Genomic DNA, 15,812 nt, shown 5'->3' with positions numbered 1-15,812 from the left:
CAGGCACCGTTAGACCGGACGGAGCATTGACCCTTGACGCGCGATCGTGTTGATTGTTGAGTGAATTTGTGCAAGTTCGTGCAAAGTCGCACGCTCTGGAGGGTTCTCATGCGTCGTTTCGCCGCAGCACTGGTCGTCGCCACCGCGGCGGCCACCGCCTTCACCGCCCCCGCACTCGCCACACCAGCACCGGAACCACCAGGAAAAACGCTGGGCGCGTCGCCACCGATGGCGTGGAACAGCTGGAACAAGTTCGGATGCGACATCAACGAACAGCTCATCAGGGAAACCGCCGACGCGATGGTCGGCTCCGGCCTGCGCGACGCCGGTTACCAGTACCTCAACCTGGACGACTGCTGGGCCGAGTCCGACCGCGACGCGGCGGGCAAGCTGGTGCCGAGCGCGAAGCACTTCCCCAGCGGCATCAAGGCACTGGCGGACTACGTCCACGGCAAGGGCCTCAAGCTCGGGATCTACACCAGCGCGGGCACGCGGACCTGCGCGGACACCATGCCCGGCGCGCTCGACCACGAAAAAGACGACGCGCAATCGTTTGCGGACTGGGGCGTCGACTACCTCAAATACGATAATTGCAACAACCAGGGCAGGCCCGCGACCGAGCGGTACAAGGCGATGGGCGACGCGCTGAAGGCCACCGGCAGGCCGATCGTCTACGCGCTGTGCGAATGGGGCGAGAACAAGCCGTGGGAATGGGGCCGTGACGTCGGCGCGCAGCTGTGGCGCACCACCGGCGACATCAGCGACAACTGGGCCAGCATGACCGGCATCCTCGACAAGCAGGTGGGCCTCGAAGCGTATTCGGGCCCGTCCGCGTGGAACGACCCCGACATGCTCGAAGTCGGCAACGGCGGGATGACGACGGACGAGTACCGCGCGCACTTCGCGTTGTGGGCGTTGATGAACGCGCCGCTGATCGCGGGCAACGACGTCCGTTCGATGGACGATGCCACGAAGAAGATCCTGCTGAACAAGGACCTGATCGCGGTGGACCAGGACTGGGGCGGCAAGCAGGGCCACAAGGTCCGCGACGACGGGGACACCGAGGTCTGGGCGAAGCCGATGTCCGACGGCTCCGCTGCGATGGTGCTGTTCAACCGGGGCTCCGCGGCGGCGACGATGACGAGCAGCGCGGCCGAGGCCGGGCTGGGGCAGTCGCCGGACTACCGGCTGCGCGACCTGTTCAGCGGCGCCGAATCCGAGACCACGGGCACGATCCGCGCGGCCGTCCCGCCGCACGGCGCGGCGGTGTACCGGGTGTGGCCGCAGCGCTTCCCGCTCGCGGCACCGCACGGCACGCTTTCCTTGCGGGCACCCGAATTCGCGGACAAGACGCGGCCGTTCACCACGACGCTGACCCTGGCGAACGACGGCAGGACCCCGTTGCTGGCCGGGTCCGTGCGGCTCGCCGTGCCCGAGGGCTGGGCCGCCGACGCGAGTACCGAAGCGTTCGTTCCCGTTGTGGCGCCGGGAAAGTCGTGGCAGCGGTCGTGGACCTTGCGACCGAAGGCACCGGCCGGGGAGAAGATCGCGCTGTCGGCGAAAACGCGGTACGCGACCGTGTGGGGTGATCGGGAGCTGACCGCCACCACGACGTCGACGGTGGCCACCGCGCCGTCGCCGGGTATCACCGCGTTGTCGAAAGCGGCGTGGGTATCGGCCGAAAACGGTTACGGGCCAGTGGAACGCGGCACGAGCAACGGCGAGGACAAGGCGGGAGACGGGCACCGGATGGTCATCGGCGGCACCGCCTACGACGACGGGCTCGGCGTGCACGCGCCGTCGCGCGTCCGGTTCTACCTCGGCGGGAAGTGCACGTCGTTCTCGTCGGCGGCCGGGGTGGACATGGAGAAGGCGAAGGGCAGCGTCGCCTTCGGCGTCCTCGGTGACGGCAAGCGGCTCGCGGGGACCGGCGTGCTGCGCGCGGGTCAGCCCGCGCAGGCGCTCGAAGCGGACCTCGCCGGGGTCCAGGTGCTGGAGCTGGCGGTGACCGACGGCGGCGACGGCGTCGACTCCGATCACGCAGACTGGGCGAACGCGCGGATCACCTGCTGAGCGGATGCGCGGCGTCGTGTGCCACGACGGCCAGCGCGGCGGCGGCGTCCTGCACCCCGACGCCCGTGCTGTTGTAGAACACGATGTCCCGGTCGCGCACGCGGCCGGTGGCCTTGCCGAGCAGGACATCGCCGAGCTGCACGATGTCCTGCTCGCGCAGCACACCGGCGGACAGCGCGTCGATGACCGGGCCCGCGTGCGCGATCGCGGTCGGCGCGTGGTCGACGGTGACGGTGGTGGCGGCGGCGAGCACGGACCGGTCCGCCTCGCGGCGATGCGGTTCGAACGAGCCGACCGCGAGCACCGTGCAGCCCGGCGCGAGCTGGGCCGCGCGGAGGACGGGCTCGGCGCTCACCGTGCACAGCGCGACGAGATCGGCGTCCTCGACCGCTTCCCCGACCGTCGGGGCGGCTTCGACAGTGAAACCGAACTCGGCGTCGAGCTCCTCCGCTGCCGCCTTCCGGCGGCCCTCGTCCCTGGCGAACATCCGCACCCGGCGCAGGCCGCGCACCGCGGCGATCGCGCGCACGTGTGCCTTTCCCTGCGCGCCGCAGCCGATCACGGCGAGGTCCCCAGCGTCGGGGTTGGCCAGCACGTCGGCCGCGACCGCGCTGGCGGCCGAGGTCCGGCTGGTGGTCACCGCGGCGCCGTCGAGCACCGCGACCGGCACGCCCGTTTCCGGGTGCAGCACGGTGATCAGGCCGTGGATGCTCGGCAGGCCCCGCGCGGCGTTGCCGGGGTTGAAGCTGACGAACTTGCACACCGGGCCGTCCTCGGGCGAGAGCCGCGCCGAATACGTGAGCGCGAGCGAACCGTCGTTGCCGCCCTCGACCACGGTCTTCGGCGGCATCACCGCGTCGCCCCTGCCGAGCGCGACGAACGCCCGCCGCTGGGATTCGATCGCGACGCCCACGCCCAGCACGGCGTCGATCTCTTCGGCGGAAAAGAATCGTGGCGCGGTCATCGCGTCCTCCGTTCGTAGGCCTCCAGCAGCTGCACCCCGGCGTCACGAAGGTAGACGTCGAGCAGCCGCTCGGCACCATGGTGGTCCCCGCGTTCCACGGCGGCGAGAATTCCTTGGTGCCGCTCGATGAACGGAGCGAAGTACGCGCTGGTGGGTTCGGTGAGCACGAAGAACAGCCGCGTCTCGGCGAGCACCTGCCGCGCGGTCGCGCTGATCCGCTCGCTGCGGGCGAGATCGGCGACCGCCTGGTGGAAGTGGATGCTCGCGGTCCCGACGTCGCGCCAGTCTTCGCGCGCGGCGCCACTACGCCCGTCGGCGACCGCCTGCGCCAGCGCCGAGAGGTCCGGCTCCGGCAGCTCCGCCGCCAGCCGGATCGCCGCGCATTCGAGCGCGCGCCGCGTGCGGTACAGGTCGCCGATGTCGGCGGCGGTCAGCTCACGCACGAAGACCCCGCGGTTGAGGTGGTGCACGATGAGCCGTTCGTGCGCGAGCAACTGGAACGCCTCGCGCAGGGTGTTGCGGGACACCCCGAGCGCGGCGCCGATCGCGGGCTCGGAAAGCCGGGTTCCCGGCAGGAACACGCCCTCGGCGATCCGCCCGCGCAGGATGCTCGCGACCCGTTCGGCGGTGCCGCTGCGCGTCAGCAGCCCGCGGTCGGCGGCCAGGGTTTCCGCGGCGTCGGCCGGCATGCCTACTTGACGCCGAGCTCGAAATCGAGGCTGTACCGGTTGCCCGGCATCGCGCCTGCCGCCTTCGCGCCGTCGATCGGCAGCACCGCCCCGTTGACGAACCGCGATTCGTCGCTGGCGAGGAACACCACGGCCTTCGCGACCTCCCACGCCTCGCCGACGCGCGCGGCGGGTGTGCTGGCGACGAGCTGGTGCTGCTTCGCCTCGAACTCGTCGGCGGAAGCGAGCGTGCCGCGCAGCATGTCGGTGTCGATCGCGCCGGGGCTCACCGTGTTGGCACGGATCCCCTGGTGCGCGTGCGCGACCGCGATCGACTTCATCATCCCGACGAGCGCGTGCTTCGTCGCGTTGTAGACCGGGTCGCCCGGCCTGCCCATCACACCGCCGTTGGAGGAGGTGGTGACGATGCTGCCCGCCTTCCACTCGATCATGTGCGGCAGCACGGCGCGGGTGCCGAGGAACGCGGCGCGCACGTTGAGCGCGAAGATGTGGTCGAACTCGGCGAGCGTGGTGTCCGCCAGTGGTTTGCCGAGGTGGATGCCGACGTTGTTGAACAGCACGTCGATCCGACCCCGCTCGGCGATCACCCCGCGGACGAACGCGTCCACTTGCGACTCGTCAGTGGCGTCCACAATGGAGTGCTGGTACCCGTCAATCCGCTCGGCTGGTTCTCGGATGTCGCTCGCGTGCACGGTGGCACCCTCGGCGAGGAATTCCTTGATGGTGGCCAGGCCGATCCCCCTGGCACCGCCGAAGACCACCGCCACCTTGTCCCGCAACCTCGCCATCAGTCTTCCTCTCTTCCGCTCGTCCGCACGATCTCGTAGTCACCGGGCAACCGGACGAGTGCCTCCGGTGCGCCGGTGTACCGCACTTCGACGCCATACTGCTCGCGCGCCGCCTCGACGGAGACGTACCCGTCGACGACGTCCGCGAGCACCTCGGCGGGGTCCCGCCGCATCGGATCGCCGAGGCCGCCGCCACCCGGCAGCACCACGTCGACCTCCACGCCTTCGCCGAGCGGCACCCTGCGCTTGGGCGGCAGGTCCTCGCCGCCGGTCAGCCCGAAACGGCCGGGCGCGCCGTCGCCGCCACCGTCCACTCCGGACGCAGGGTACCGCGTTCGGTCGACGTTCCCGTTGACACTCCAGGAAACCCCGGCGCGCGCCGTCATCCTGGTGGACTGGCCGAGCCCGCCGCGGCGGCGGCCCGCGCCCCCGGAATCCGTGCGCAGCACGCGTTCCCGCTGGATCAGCGGCGCCATCGTCTCGATCACCTCGGCGGGGGTCGACCGCAGTCCACTCGGGAATCCGGTGGTGGTCAGCCCGTCCTTGGTCGCGCGCGCCCCCATTCCGCCGGTCTGGAACACGTTGAGCATGAAATCGCCGCCGGGCCCGGTACCGCGCCAGATCAGCATCCACAACGCGTCCGCGCTCGCCGCCATGGTGATTTCCGGCACCGCGTGGCGCAGCGCGCCGATCAGCAGTGACGGCAGGAAGTGCCCGATGAGGTGCCGCGAGGCGACCGGGGCGGGCTCGGCGCAGTTGAGGATCGACCCTTCCGGCGCGGTCACGTGCACCGGCCGGAACGAGCCCGCGTTGTGCGGCACCTGCGGGGAAATCGCCGCCTTGACCGCGAACGAGGCGTACGCGCGCGTGTAGTTCAGCACCACGTTGATGCCGTGCCTGCTCTGCGGCGACGAGCCCGCGAAGTCGACGTGGACGTCCTCGCCGTCCACCGTGACGGCCACCTTAAGCACGACCTCTTCGTCGTCGAACCCGTCGGTGCGCATTTCGTTGGTGTAGGTACCGTCCGGGATCCGCGCGAGCGCGTCCCGCAGCGCGCGTTCGGACCGGTTCATGATCTCGGCGGCCACCTCGTCGAGCGAGCCGAGGCCGAACTCGTCCAGCAGGCGCACCAGGCTCGCCGCGCCCACCTCGTTGCCGGTGACCTGCGCGAGGAGATCGCCGATCGTCTCCTCCGGGGTGCGCACGTTCGCCCTGATCAGCCGTTCGAGATCGGCGTTGACCTCGCCGGCGCGCAGGAACTTCATGATCGGCAGGCGAAGGCCCTCCTCGAAGACCTCGCCCGCTTCCGCGGAGACGAGCCTGCCGCCGATGTCCGGCGCGTGGCAGCACGACGCGAACCACGCCACCAGCCTGCCGCGCGCGAACACCGGGGTCGCCACGGTGATGTCGTTGATCTGGCCCGCGGTCTGCCACGGGTCGTTGGTGAGCAGGACGTCGCCGGGCGCCAGTTCCTCCGGCGGGTAGGCGGCGGTGAAGTGGTGCATCCCGGTGGCCATCGCGTTGATGTGCCCTGGGGTGCCGCCGATGGACTGGCCGATCATCTCGCCGCGCGAGTCGAACACGGCGCAGGCGAGGTCGAGCGATTCCCTTACCACGGACGAAAACGCGGTGTTGACGAGCGCGTTCTGCTGCTCGGCGAGGATCGAATGCAGCCTGCTGCCGACGACGCCGACCAGGATCGGGTCCGTCACACCGTCACCTCCAGGCTGGCGTCCGCCCGTACGGCGCAGCGCGCGCCCGGCGGAACGACCAAAGTGGACTCCCGTTCCTCGACGATGGCCGGGCCGGTGAACCCGTCACCGGGGCGCAGCGCGTACCGGTCGAACACCGGCGTGTCGACAAATCCACCCGCCTCGGGGAAGTAGGCGGGCCTGGTGCCCTTCTTCGCCTCGCCGGTTTCCTCGCCGTGCAGCCGAAGCGCCACTTCCGGCACGGGCCCGCTGGACACCACCCGCCAGTTGAGCACCTCGGCCCCCACGTCGGGGCCGGTGCGCCGGTACAGCTCGCGGTAGGTGCGGGTGAACGCTTCGACGAGCGGCTCCGGCCAGTCGGCGCTGATCTCGGGCACCTCGACCCTGATCTCGTAACCCTGCCCCGTGTAGCGCATTTCCGCGATCCTGCGGTGCACGATGTCGGCACTGTCCACACCGGACTCGGTCAGCAGCGCTTCGCCTTCGGCTTCCATCGCCGCGAAGAGCGCGTCGACCTCGGCGCCGGTCAGTTCGTCCACACCGGACCGGGCGGACCGGACGAAGTCGAAGGCCAGCGGCGCGGTGAGGAAACCCAGCGCGCTCATCACGCCCGCCGCGGGCGGGGCCACGACACGCGGCGCGCCGAGCGCTTTCGCCACGCCCGCGCCGTGCACCGGACCCGCGCCGCCGAAGGCGAACATCGGCATTTCGGCGGGGTTCTTGCCGCGTTCGACCGCGTGCACGCGCGCCGCGTTGGCCATGTCCTCGTCGACACTGGCGTGGATGCCATACGCCGCCTGCTCCACGGAAACCCCGAGCGGCTCGGCGATCCTGGTGCGGATCGCTTCGCGCGCGGCGGCCGCGTCGAGGCTCATGGCGCCGCCGAGGAAGTACGCGGGATCGAGGTAGCCGAGCACGAGATCGGCATCGGTCACGGTCGGCTCGCTACCGCCCCGCGCGTAGCACACCGGGCCAGGCTCGGAACCCGCCGAATCGGGTCCGACGGTGAGCAGGCCCAGCGGGTCGATGCGCGCGATCGACCCGCCGCCGACCCCGATCTCGATCATGTCCGTCACCGGCACCTTCACCGGCAGCCCCGATCCGGGCAGCAGCCGGTACACCCTGCCGATTTCGAACTCGTGCGTCACCAGCGGCGCGCCACCGGAGATCATGCACAGCTTCGCCGTGGTGCCACCCATGTCGAACGCGAGGAGATCGGCTTCCCCCGCGCTCGCGCCGAACGCGGCCGCCGCGAGCGCGCCGCCCGCCGGGCCGGATTCGAGGATCCGGATCGGGTGGCGCGCGGCGGTGTCGACGGTCGCGATCCCGCCGTTGGACAGCATGATGTGCGGCGCGGGCCCGATTCCCGCGCCGTGCAGCCGTTTTTCGAGATCCCGCAGGTACCGTTCAGTGAGGTCCTGCACGTAGACGTTCGCCGTCGTCGTCGACGCGCGTTCGAACTCCCGGATCTCCGGCACGACCTCGCTGGAGAGCGCGACGCGCAGTCCCGGGGCGACCTCGCGCAGGATCTCCGCGGCGCGCCGTTCGTGGCGGGAGTCGGTGAACGCGTGCAGGAAGCAGATCGCGACCGCCTCGATCCCGCGCTCGGCCAGCTCGCGGCCGAGCCGGGCCACGTAGTCCTCGTCGAGCGGGGTGTCGACGGTGCCGTCGGCCAGTATCCGCTCCGGCACGTCGAAGCGGAGGCGCCGGGGCACCAGGGGTTCCGGCAGGTCGATCCGCAGGTCGTACAGTTCGTACCGGTGCTCGCGGCGCATTTCGAGCACGTCGCGGAACCCCGCGGTCGCCAGCAGCGCGGTGCGCGAACCCTTGCGTTCGATCAGCGCGTTCGTGACGAGCGTGGTGCCGTGCACGAGCTGCGTCACCGGCGCGGCGTCTTTCAGCGTGGCGCGCAGGACTTCCTCGACCGCGCGGGCGGGCTCGTCGTGAGTGGTCAGCACCTTGCCGACGGCCACGACCCCCGTCTCGTCGAGGACGCACAGGTCGGTGAACGTGCCGCCGATGTCGACGCCGATCCTCACCTGGCCCCCTTCCGGTGCCAGCGCGGCGAGGTGTTCACCGGCGGCCGCAGCGCCGCGCCGACCACCAGCACGTTCGGCCCCCGCCCGGCGGTCAGCTCTGTCCACTTGGCACGGAACTCGTCGCCGAACCCTTCGACGCGCACGCCGGGAATGCCGAAACTCCTTGCCAGCGCGACGAAATCCGGGGTGACCAGATCGACGCCGCGGTGCGCGACGCCCTCCTGGTCCTGGTCGAACCGCAGCATCCCGTAGCCGCCGTCGTCGACGACGAGCACGGTCAGCGGAAGCCGTTCCTGCGCGAGCGTGGTCAGCTCGCCGCAGCCGTAGAGGAACCCGCCGTCGCCGGTGACGCACACCGTCCTGGCACCCGACGCGGCGGCACCGAGCGACGCGGGGAAGCCGAACCCGAGCGTGCCCCAGCCCATCGGGTAGGCGAAGGTACGCGGCTCGCGCACCCGGTGGAAGCCCCCTGCCCAATACCCGGCGACGCACATGTCGGCGACCACGACCGCGCCGGGGTCGAGTTCGGCGAGCGCGTCGAGGAGGACGGCCGCCTGCGGTTCCTCGGTCTCGATCCGTTGGCGCACTTGGCTTTTCACGTCGTCGAGCGGCGGTTGCGCTTTCGGCGGCAAGCCGTCGGCGAGCCGTGCGGTCACTTCGCGAGCGTCACCGGCGAGCGTGAGATCGGGTGCGTAGTTCTTCGCCGCGTCCGCCGCGTCGACGTTCACGGCGATCAGTCGCGGCGGAGCGGGCATGAGCCAGTTCTGCGTCATCAGGCCGTCGAAATCGGTCCCGATGCCGAGCACCACGTCGGCCCCGTCCCACAGCGCGCCGACCTCGGGCGCGTGCACCGGATTCGGCGCCAGGCACGGATGGTCCGGCGGCAGGAGTCCCCGCGCGGCGAACGTGGTGACCACCGGCGCGCCGAGCCGCTGGGCGAGCGCGCCGATCTCGGTACCCGCACCCGCCCGCAGCGCACCGCCTCCCGCCCAGATGAGCGGGCGCTCGGCCGACGCGAGCACCTCTCGCGCGCGTTGTATGTCCACTTCGGACGGAACGGGCAGCGGCTCCGGTTCCGGTGGCGCGCCGATCTCCCCGGCGGGGTGCCGCAGCAGGTCGGTCGGGATGCCGACGTAGACGGGCCCGCTCTGGGGGCGCAGCGCGAGCGCGGCCGCTTCGAGCACCACCGCCCCGATCTCGTCGGCGGTACCGACGGTGAACGTCCCCTTCGTCACGGGCGCGAACAGCGCCGCCTGATCGCTCGTCTCGTGCAGGACACCGCGCACCACACCGGGTTTGCGCAGCGTGGACGGGATGTCCGTGGCGATCACGAGCACCGGCGAGCCGGAAGCCCGCGCCTCGCCGACGGCACCGAGCGTGTTCGCCGCGCCGGGTCCGGTGGTGACCAGCGCGACGCCGAGCTTCCCGGTCGTCCTCGCGTACCCGTCGGCGGCATACCCGGCGGTCTGCTCGTGGCGGACACCGATCAGCCTTCGCTCGGCGAGGGCTTCCCAGACCGGCAGGTTGTGCACGCCGGGGAGACCGAAGGCGACCTCGACCCCGAGCCTCGCCAGTGCGTCCGCCAGCCGATCGGCACCCGTGTCCGTCACCGGGCCGACGGTACCGAATCGTTCAACGATCCAGCAATAGCGCTTCAACGGCAGAGCGCTTCAGACGATGTTGTGCTCCGCGGCCGTCGCGGTCCGGTCGGCGAACCGGCGGACGTCCAGCTCGGCGACGTCGATGGCGGGCTGCCTGCCGAGGAACAGGTCCCGCACGACGCGTCCGATCGCGGGCCCCATCTGGAATCCGTGCCCGGAAAACCCGGTGGCGTAGAGGAACCGCGACACCCCGGCGGCCTCGCCGACGAGCTGGTTGTGGTCCGGCGTCATCTCGTACAGCCCGGCCCACGCGGTCTTGACCCCGGCGTCGAGCACGGCCGGGACGCGCCGCTGCGCCAGCTCGGCGAGCCGGGGCAGCCAGGTCCCGGCTTCGTAGCGGGTGTCGAACCCCGGCCGGGCGCGCGGGTCGGGGAAGGACATCGCGAGCCCGTCGCCCTCGCGGTGGAAGTAGAAGGCGGACGGCATCTCCACGGTCAGCGGCACCGAATCCGGTATCCCGGCGACCGGCCCGGTGAACACCACCTGCCGCCGGTGCGGCTCCACCGGCAGATCCACGCCCGCGAACGCGCCGACGGCCCGCGACCACGCGCCCGCCGCGCACAGCACGGCCGAGGTCCGCACCCGGCCCGCCGACGTGCGCACACCGGTGATCTCGTCGCCGTCGCGGTCGATGCCGTCCACCGTCACGCCCGTGCACAGCGTGGCGCCGTGTGCCCGCGCCGCGCGCGCGTACCCCTGAACGGCCGAATCCGGGGTCGCCTTGGCGTCATCCGGTGACCACACGGCGGCCACCACGCCGTCGGTGTCGATCAGCGGCGACACCCGCTTGGCCTCCGCCACGCCGACGAGTCTGCTGTGGACACCGTAGGAGTTCTGCAGCGCGACCCCGCGCTCGAACTCCGGCAGCTCGGCTGGATCGGTGAGCAGGTACAGGTAGCCGTCGCGACGGAAGTCGATCTCGACGCCGTAGCGGCTCTCGAAGGCCGCGTACTCTTCGAGCCCGGCCAGACCGAGTTCGATGTTGACCCGGCTGGTGAACGACGACCTGATCCCGCCCGCCGCCTTCGCCGTCGACCCGGCGCCGAGCGGGCCGGAGTCGACGAGCAGAACGTCCACTCCGGACTCGGCGAGCCGGTGGGCGCAGCTCACGCCGATGATCCCGCCGCCGACGACCACGATGTCCGCGGTGGCGGGAAGGCTCGTCATCGCCGGTCGATCTCCTCTGCTGCCGGTGGCGGACCCGGCGGCGTGCCGTCCCCGAACGGCCTGCCGCCGAGCGACTCGCGACCGTGCGGGGTCGCCCAGCCGGACAGATCCGGGCCGTTCGGCACGATCCGCGTCGGGTTGACCTGCTCGTGCACCTGGTAATAGTGGCGCTTGATGTGGTCGAAGTCGACGGTGTCGCCGAAGCCGGGAGTCTGGTACAAATCGCGCGCGTAAGCCCACAGCACCGGCATTTCCGCGAGCTTTTCCCGGTTGCACTTGAAATGCCCGTGGTAGACCGGGTCGAACCGGACGAGCGTGGTGAACAGCCGGATGTCGGCCTCGGTGATGGTGTCGCCGACGAGGAAGCGCTGGTTTTCCAGCCGGGCCGACAACTCGTCCAGCTTCGCGAACAGGCGCCGGTACGCGTCGTCGTAAGCGGCCTGCTTGCTCGCGAAACCCGCTTCGTAGACGGCCGCGTTGACGTCGGCGTGCACCCCGCGGTTGACCTCGTCGATCTCGTCGCGCAGCCGTTCCGGGTACAGCTCGGGCGCGCCTTCCCGCTGGTGCGCCGTCCATTCCGTGGACAGGTCGAGCGTGATCCGCGGATAGTCGTTCGTGACGAGCTTGCCGCTCGGCACGTCGACGATCGCGGGCACGCTGATGCCGCCGTCGTAACCCGGTTCCGCCGCGAAGTACGCCTCGCCGAGGTACTTGATGCCCAGTACCGGATCCCGGTCACCGGGATCGAGGGTGAAGCGCCAGCTCTTCTCGTCCTGGATCGGGTCCGCGACGGCGACCGAAAGCGCTTGCTCCAGCCCGAGCAGGCGGCGCACGATCAACCCGCGGCTCGCCCACGGGCACGCCCGGCTCACCACCAGCCGGTAGCGGCCGGGTTCGACCGGCCAGCCGTCGCGGCCGTCGGCGGTGATGCGCGCGTCGAAGTGGTTGGCGGAGCGGTGGAACTCGCCCGTCTCCGGATCGGTCGGGATGGTCATGCCCTCGACGATAGGCGCGGTCGCCGCGTCGCGCTTTCTCGTTTGGAGCAGCGGGCTTTTTCCCCGTGCCGACAATGTGCTTAGACTCTCGGCACTCGACGAAGGACTATGAGGTGGTCGCCATGCCGTTGATGCCCGTGACCGACTCGATGTTCCTGCTGGTGGAGACCCGCGAACATCCGATGCACGTCGGCGGTCTCGAACTGTTCGAGAAACCGGAAGGCGCGGGCCCGGAGTACCTGAGCGAGCTGCGGCAGCGGCTGCGCGAGGACACGAACATGCGCCCGATCTTCCGCCGCAGGCCGGCGAACCCGGTCAACACCGCGGGGCACCTCGCGTGGTCGGAGGACAACGATCTCGACATCGACTACCACTTCCGGCATTCCGCGCTGCCCCAGCCCGGCCGGATCAGGGAACTGCTCGAACTGACCTCGCGCTGGCACGGCACGCTGCTCGACCGGCACCGGCCGCTGTGGGAGATCCACCTCATCGAGGGCCTGCAGGACGACCGGTTCGCGATCTACAGCAAGATCCACCACGCGCTGCTCGACGGCGTCTCCGCGCTGCGGCACCTGCAGGGCACCCTCAGCGACGACCCCGGCGACCTGGACTGCCCGCCGCCGTGGGGCTCGCGCGAGGTCAACGGACACCGCAACGGGCGCGCGCCCACCTCGTTGTTCAAGACCGCGGGCAAAACCCTGAGTCAGCTCGCCGGGATCGCGCCCGCCGCGTACAAGGTGGCGAACGAGGCGTTCCGCGAGCACACGCTGACCCTGCCGCTGCAGGCGCCGAAGACGATGCTGAACGTGCCGATCGGCGGCGCCCGCCGGTTCGCCGCGCAGTCGTGGTCTCTCGAACGCGTGCGCGCCATCGCCACCGCCGCTGGGGTCTCCCGCAACGACGTCGTGCTGGCGATGTGCTCCGGCGCGCTGCGCGACTACCTGATCGAACAGCGCGCGCTGCCGGACGCCCCGATGACCGCGATGGTCCCGGTGTCGCTGCGGGCCAAGACCGACGACAGCGAAGCCGCGGGCAACAACATCGGCGCGCTGCTGTGCAACCTCGGCACCGACAAGGCCGACCCGGCCGACCGGCTCGCGGTGATCCACAAGTCGATGCGCGACGGCAAGCGGATGTTCAAGCAGCTCACCCCGTTGCAGGTGCTGCTGCTGTCCGGGATCAACGTCGCCGCGCTCGGCGCCTCGCCGATCCCCGGCGTCGTCAACAACACCAAGCCGCCGTTCAACCTGGTGATCTCGAACGTGCCGGGGCCGCGGTCCCAGATGTACTGGAACGGCGCGCGCCTCGACGGCATCTACCCCGCGTCGGTCCTGCTCGACGGGCAGGCGCTGAACATCACCCTCACCAGCAACGGCGACAACCTCGACTTCGGCATCACCGGGTGCCGCCGCAGCGTGCCGCACCTGCAGCGCATCCTGACCCACCTGGACACCGCCTTGGCCGAGCTGGAGTTCGCGACCCGCTGACGCGGTGGCGCGTCCCTTCCCCCGGGAAAGGACGCGCCACCACCGAATTCCGGAGTCCGAAAAGGACTCAGTTGCCGTCCGCGGTGTAGATGGCGCCCGGCGTCACGATCCACAGCCTGCCGTCGGGGCCCGCCACCTCGTCGCGGGTGCGGCCGAGATCGGTGTAGAGCTTCCCGCCCTTGCCCGCGGTGTCCAGTTTGTACGTGCCGCCCTTGAGCGCGGCCATGTACAGCTTTCCTTTGTAGTTGGCGATTCCGCTCGGCGTGGCGTCCGAAGTGGACCATTGGTTGACCGGGTTGGTCATCCCCGGCTCCGAGCACTTGCCCTCGCACTTCGGCCAGCCGTAGTTCTTGCCTGCCTCGATCTTGTTCAGCTCGTCGTAGGTGCTCTCCCCGACTTCGGAGGCGTAGAGCTGGTCGCCGACCCAGGTCAGGCCCTGCACGTTGCGGTGGCCGTAGGAGTAGACGGGGTTGCCGAACGGGTTGCCCGGCGCGGGCTTGCCGTCGGTGGTGATGCGCAGGATCTTGCCGCCGAGCGAGTTCTTGTCCGGGGCGTTGGAGCTCTTCTTCGCGTCACCCGTGCCCGCGTAGAGGAACCCGTCGGGACCGAACTTGATCCGCCCGCCCTGGTGGAACTGCGTGCCCCGCGGGATACCGGTGAGGATCGGCACCGGGTCCCCGCCGAGCTTGAGCTTCGCGATCCGGTTGTCCGAGCTCGTCGTGTAGTAGACGTAGACGGTCTGGTCCTGCGCGTAGTGCGGGGAAACCGCGATCCCGAGCAGCCCGGCCTCCTTGGTGACGCTCACCCCGGGAACCGTCTGCACGTCGGAGACCTTGCCCGACTTGTCGATCTTGCGGATCTTCTTCGAGTCCTTCTCGGTGAACAGAGCGGTGCCGTCGGGCAGGAAGTCGACGGACCAGGCCTCGTTCAGGCCGCTCGCGACCTTCTTCGGTGCGGCGGCTGGCGCGGCGGAGGTCACCGCGGGGCCGCCGACGGTCAGCGCGGCGAACGCGAACGCGGCCGCGAAGACGGCGCTTCGACGCAGGGACATGGAGCCTCCAGAAGTCGGGTGGGTGTTCCGGCGGCGGGGTGCCCCTGCGGCGGGGCCACCTGGACGCATAGAACCACCTCTGGCGCCGGAGCCGACACCACCGTCTGGGTGCATAGCACATCGTACATCAGATCTATTATGACTCCGTTAGGTAATAATTTTTACGAAGTAGTGGACCAGACCAGCGAACCTGTGCCAAGCGGCAAGAGAACCTCCTTTCCGCTCTGGATATCCGGGCGCGTGAGCTTCTAGGGTCGACGTGCCCTATCCGGCCCTTTGGGCGGCGGCGAGAGTCGAGCCGCCGGTGATCAGAGGAGTGCACATGAAGGAAACCCAGGTCGAGGTCTGGACCACACCGGACTTCGTGGAGTACGAAACCCCCATGGAGGTCACCGCGTACGCGGCCCGCATGGAGGACTAGGAGTGCGGGGTGGAGGGTCTGCCAGGCCCTCCACCTCCTCCGGTGACACCGGCCGAGGAGGACATCATGACCACCAGTGCTCCGCTCAGTGAAACAGAATTCGTCGCCGCGCTGCGCGGACTGTCCCATCGGTACTGGGGAACACACCCCTTCCACCACCGGCTGCACGACGGCGATCTCGATGAGCGGGAGCTGAAGATCTGGGCCGCGAACCGCTGGTACTACCAGTGCGTGCTCCCGCGGAAGGACGCGGCGATCATCAGCAACTGCCCGGTGCCGGAGATCAGGCGGCACTGGCTCGACCGGATCGTCTACCACGACGGCGCTCGCGAGGGCGAAGGCGGTATCGAGCGCTGGCTGCGCCTGTGCCAGGCGGTCGGCCTGACCCGCGAAGAGGTGCTCGACGAGCGCCACCTCGCGCCGGGCGTCCGGTTCGCCGTCGACGCCTACGTCACCTTCGCGCGGACGAGACCGTGGGTGGAAGCGGTCGCGTCCGGGCTGACCGAGATGTTCGCCGGTCATCTCATGCGCCGCAGGGTGAGCGACATGCTGGCGAACTACGCGTGGATCCGCGCCGAGGACCTCGACTACTTCACGAACCGGATCGACGCGGTCTCCGGCGAAGGACAGGCCACAGTGGACATAGTCGTGCGGTACTCGACCACCCGGACCGAGCAGGAGGCCGCGATCGCCGCGCTCTCCTTCAAGTGCGACGTGCTGTGGTCCATCCTGGACGCGGTCGAGCGCGCGTGCGAAAAGGACTGA

Annotated in this window: 13 protein-coding genes; 4 read left to right on the top strand and 9 right to left on the bottom strand. The window is 70.2% G+C overall.

Translation table 11 applies throughout. The annotated features are described in order from the left end of the window. Positions 1-108 precede the first annotated feature (108 nt). A complete protein-coding gene (locus HUW46_RS29370; protein ID WP_215542022.1) occupies positions 109-2,073 on the top strand; it encodes an NPCBM/NEW2 domain-containing protein in 1,965 nt (654 codons plus the stop codon). Here HUW46_RS29370 and HUW46_RS29365 read toward each other — a convergent pair. The 8 genes from HUW46_RS29365 to HUW46_RS29330 are packed head-to-tail and all read right to left on the bottom strand — an operon-like array spanning position 2,063 to position 12,088. Next, positions 2,063-3,037 (bottom strand): ornithine cyclodeaminase family protein, encoded by a 975-nt coding sequence (locus HUW46_RS29365; RefSeq protein ID WP_215542021.1) that lies wholly within the window; start codon positions 3,035-3,037, stop codon positions 2,063-2,065. The two genes, HUW46_RS29370 and HUW46_RS29365, sit on opposite strands and share 11 nt — an antisense overlap. Then, a complete protein-coding gene (locus tag HUW46_RS29360; protein WP_215542020.1) occupies positions 3,034-3,726 on the bottom strand; it encodes a GntR family transcriptional regulator in 693 nt (230 codons plus the stop codon). Before HUW46_RS29360 ends, HUW46_RS29365 begins: the two co-directional genes overlap by 4 nt. Positions 3,727-3,728: 2 nt before the next feature. Then, the gene (locus tag HUW46_RS29355) at positions 3,729-4,514 is read right to left on the bottom strand and encodes an SDR family NAD(P)-dependent oxidoreductase (RefSeq protein WP_215542019.1); all 786 of its coding nucleotides are present in this window, start codon (positions 4,512-4,514) and stop codon (positions 3,729-3,731) included. After that, positions 4,514-6,226 carry a hydantoinase B/oxoprolinase family protein gene (locus HUW46_RS29350; protein WP_215542018.1) on the bottom strand — a complete coding sequence of 571 codons (1,713 nt, stop codon included), beginning with the start codon at positions 6,224-6,226 and terminating at the stop codon, positions 4,514-4,516. The genes HUW46_RS29355 and HUW46_RS29350 overlap by 1 nt, the downstream gene beginning before the upstream one ends. Beyond that, positions 6,223-8,265 (bottom strand): hydantoinase/oxoprolinase family protein, encoded by a 2,043-nt coding sequence (locus HUW46_RS29345; protein ID WP_215542017.1) that lies wholly within the window; start codon positions 8,263-8,265, stop codon positions 6,223-6,225. Before HUW46_RS29345 ends, HUW46_RS29350 begins: the two co-directional genes overlap by 4 nt. Further along, complete coding sequence (locus tag HUW46_RS29340; RefSeq protein WP_215542016.1) at positions 8,262-9,875, bottom strand: thiamine pyrophosphate-binding protein; 1,614 nt, start codon at positions 9,873-9,875, stop codon at positions 8,262-8,264. Before HUW46_RS29340 ends, HUW46_RS29345 begins: the two co-directional genes overlap by 4 nt. Before the next feature lie 60 nt (positions 9,876-9,935). Next, entirely contained in the window at positions 9,936-11,093 is a 1,158-nt protein-coding gene (locus HUW46_RS29335; RefSeq protein ID WP_215542015.1) for an NAD(P)/FAD-dependent oxidoreductase, read from the bottom strand. After that, positions 11,090-12,088 carry a glutathione S-transferase family protein gene (locus tag HUW46_RS29330; protein ID WP_215542014.1) on the bottom strand — a complete coding sequence of 333 codons (999 nt, stop codon included), beginning with the start codon at positions 12,086-12,088 and terminating at the stop codon, positions 11,090-11,092. The genes HUW46_RS29335 and HUW46_RS29330 overlap by 4 nt, the downstream gene beginning before the upstream one ends. 122 nt (positions 12,089-12,210) lie before the next feature. On the opposite strand from HUW46_RS29330, the gene HUW46_RS29325 reads away from it, so the two are divergent. Next, positions 12,211-13,575, top strand: coding sequence for a WS/DGAT/MGAT family O-acyltransferase (locus tag HUW46_RS29325; protein WP_215542013.1), 1,365 nt, complete (start codon positions 12,211-12,213; stop codon positions 13,573-13,575). Between the two features lie 67 nt (positions 13,576-13,642). On the opposite strand, the gene HUW46_RS29320 is transcribed toward HUW46_RS29325, so the two are convergent. Beyond that, a complete protein-coding gene (locus tag HUW46_RS29320) occupies positions 13,643-14,626 on the bottom strand; it encodes a PQQ-dependent sugar dehydrogenase (protein ID WP_215542012.1) in 984 nt (327 codons plus the stop codon). A gap of 322 nt (positions 14,627-14,948) precedes the next feature. Between HUW46_RS29320 and pqqA the strand changes: the two genes are divergently transcribed. Together pqqA and pqqC are read left to right on the top strand one after the other, a co-directional pair. Then, on the top strand, positions 14,949-15,047 hold the full coding sequence (gene pqqA / locus HUW46_RS29315) for a pyrroloquinoline quinone precursor peptide PqqA (RefSeq protein ID WP_215542011.1): 99 nt from the start codon (positions 14,949-14,951) through the stop codon (positions 15,045-15,047). Between the two features lie 66 nt (positions 15,048-15,113). Then, positions 15,114-15,812, top strand: coding sequence for a pyrroloquinoline-quinone synthase PqqC (pqqC, locus tag HUW46_RS29310; RefSeq protein WP_215542010.1), 699 nt, complete (start codon positions 15,114-15,116; stop codon positions 15,810-15,812).

Source organism: Amycolatopsis sp. CA-230715 (genome assembly GCF_018736145.1).
Taxonomy (GTDB): domain Bacteria; phylum Actinomycetota; class Actinomycetes; order Mycobacteriales; family Pseudonocardiaceae; genus Amycolatopsis.
This window is presented reverse-complemented; position numbering and strand designations above follow the sequence as displayed.

What these genes read in the sequence shown, in the direction of transcription:
- HUW46_RS29370 (WP_215542022.1), top strand. Translation starts at nt 109, where the DNA reads ATGCGTCGTTTCGCCGCAGCACTGGTCGTCGCCACCGCGGCGGCCACC.
- HUW46_RS29365 (WP_215542021.1), bottom strand. Translation starts at nt 3,037, where the DNA reads ATGACCGCGCCACGATTCTTTTCCGCCGAAGAGATCGACGCCGTGCTG.
- HUW46_RS29360 (WP_215542020.1), bottom strand. Translation starts at nt 3,726, where the DNA reads ATGCCGGCCGACGCCGCGGAAACCCTGGCCGCCGACCGCGGGCTGCTG.
- HUW46_RS29355 (WP_215542019.1), bottom strand. Translation starts at nt 4,514, where the DNA reads ATGGCGAGGTTGCGGGACAAGGTGGCGGTGGTCTTCGGCGGTGCCAGG.
- HUW46_RS29335 (WP_215542015.1), bottom strand. Translation starts at nt 11,093, where the DNA reads ATGACGAGCCTTCCCGCCACCGCGGACATCGTGGTCGTCGGCGGCGGG.
- HUW46_RS29330 (WP_215542014.1), bottom strand. Translation starts at nt 12,088, where the DNA reads ATGACCATCCCGACCGATCCGGAGACGGGCGAGTTCCACCGCTCCGCC.
- HUW46_RS29325 (WP_215542013.1), top strand. Translation starts at nt 12,211, where the DNA reads ATGCCGTTGATGCCCGTGACCGACTCGATGTTCCTGCTGGTGGAGACC.
- HUW46_RS29320 (WP_215542012.1), bottom strand. Translation starts at nt 14,626, where the DNA reads ATGTCCCTGCGTCGAAGCGCCGTCTTCGCGGCCGCGTTCGCGTTCGCC.
- pqqA (WP_215542011.1), top strand. Translation starts at nt 14,949, where the DNA reads ATGAAGGAAACCCAGGTCGAGGTCTGGACCACACCGGACTTCGTGGAG.
- pqqC (WP_215542010.1), top strand. Translation starts at nt 15,114, where the DNA reads ATGACCACCAGTGCTCCGCTCAGTGAAACAGAATTCGTCGCCGCGCTG.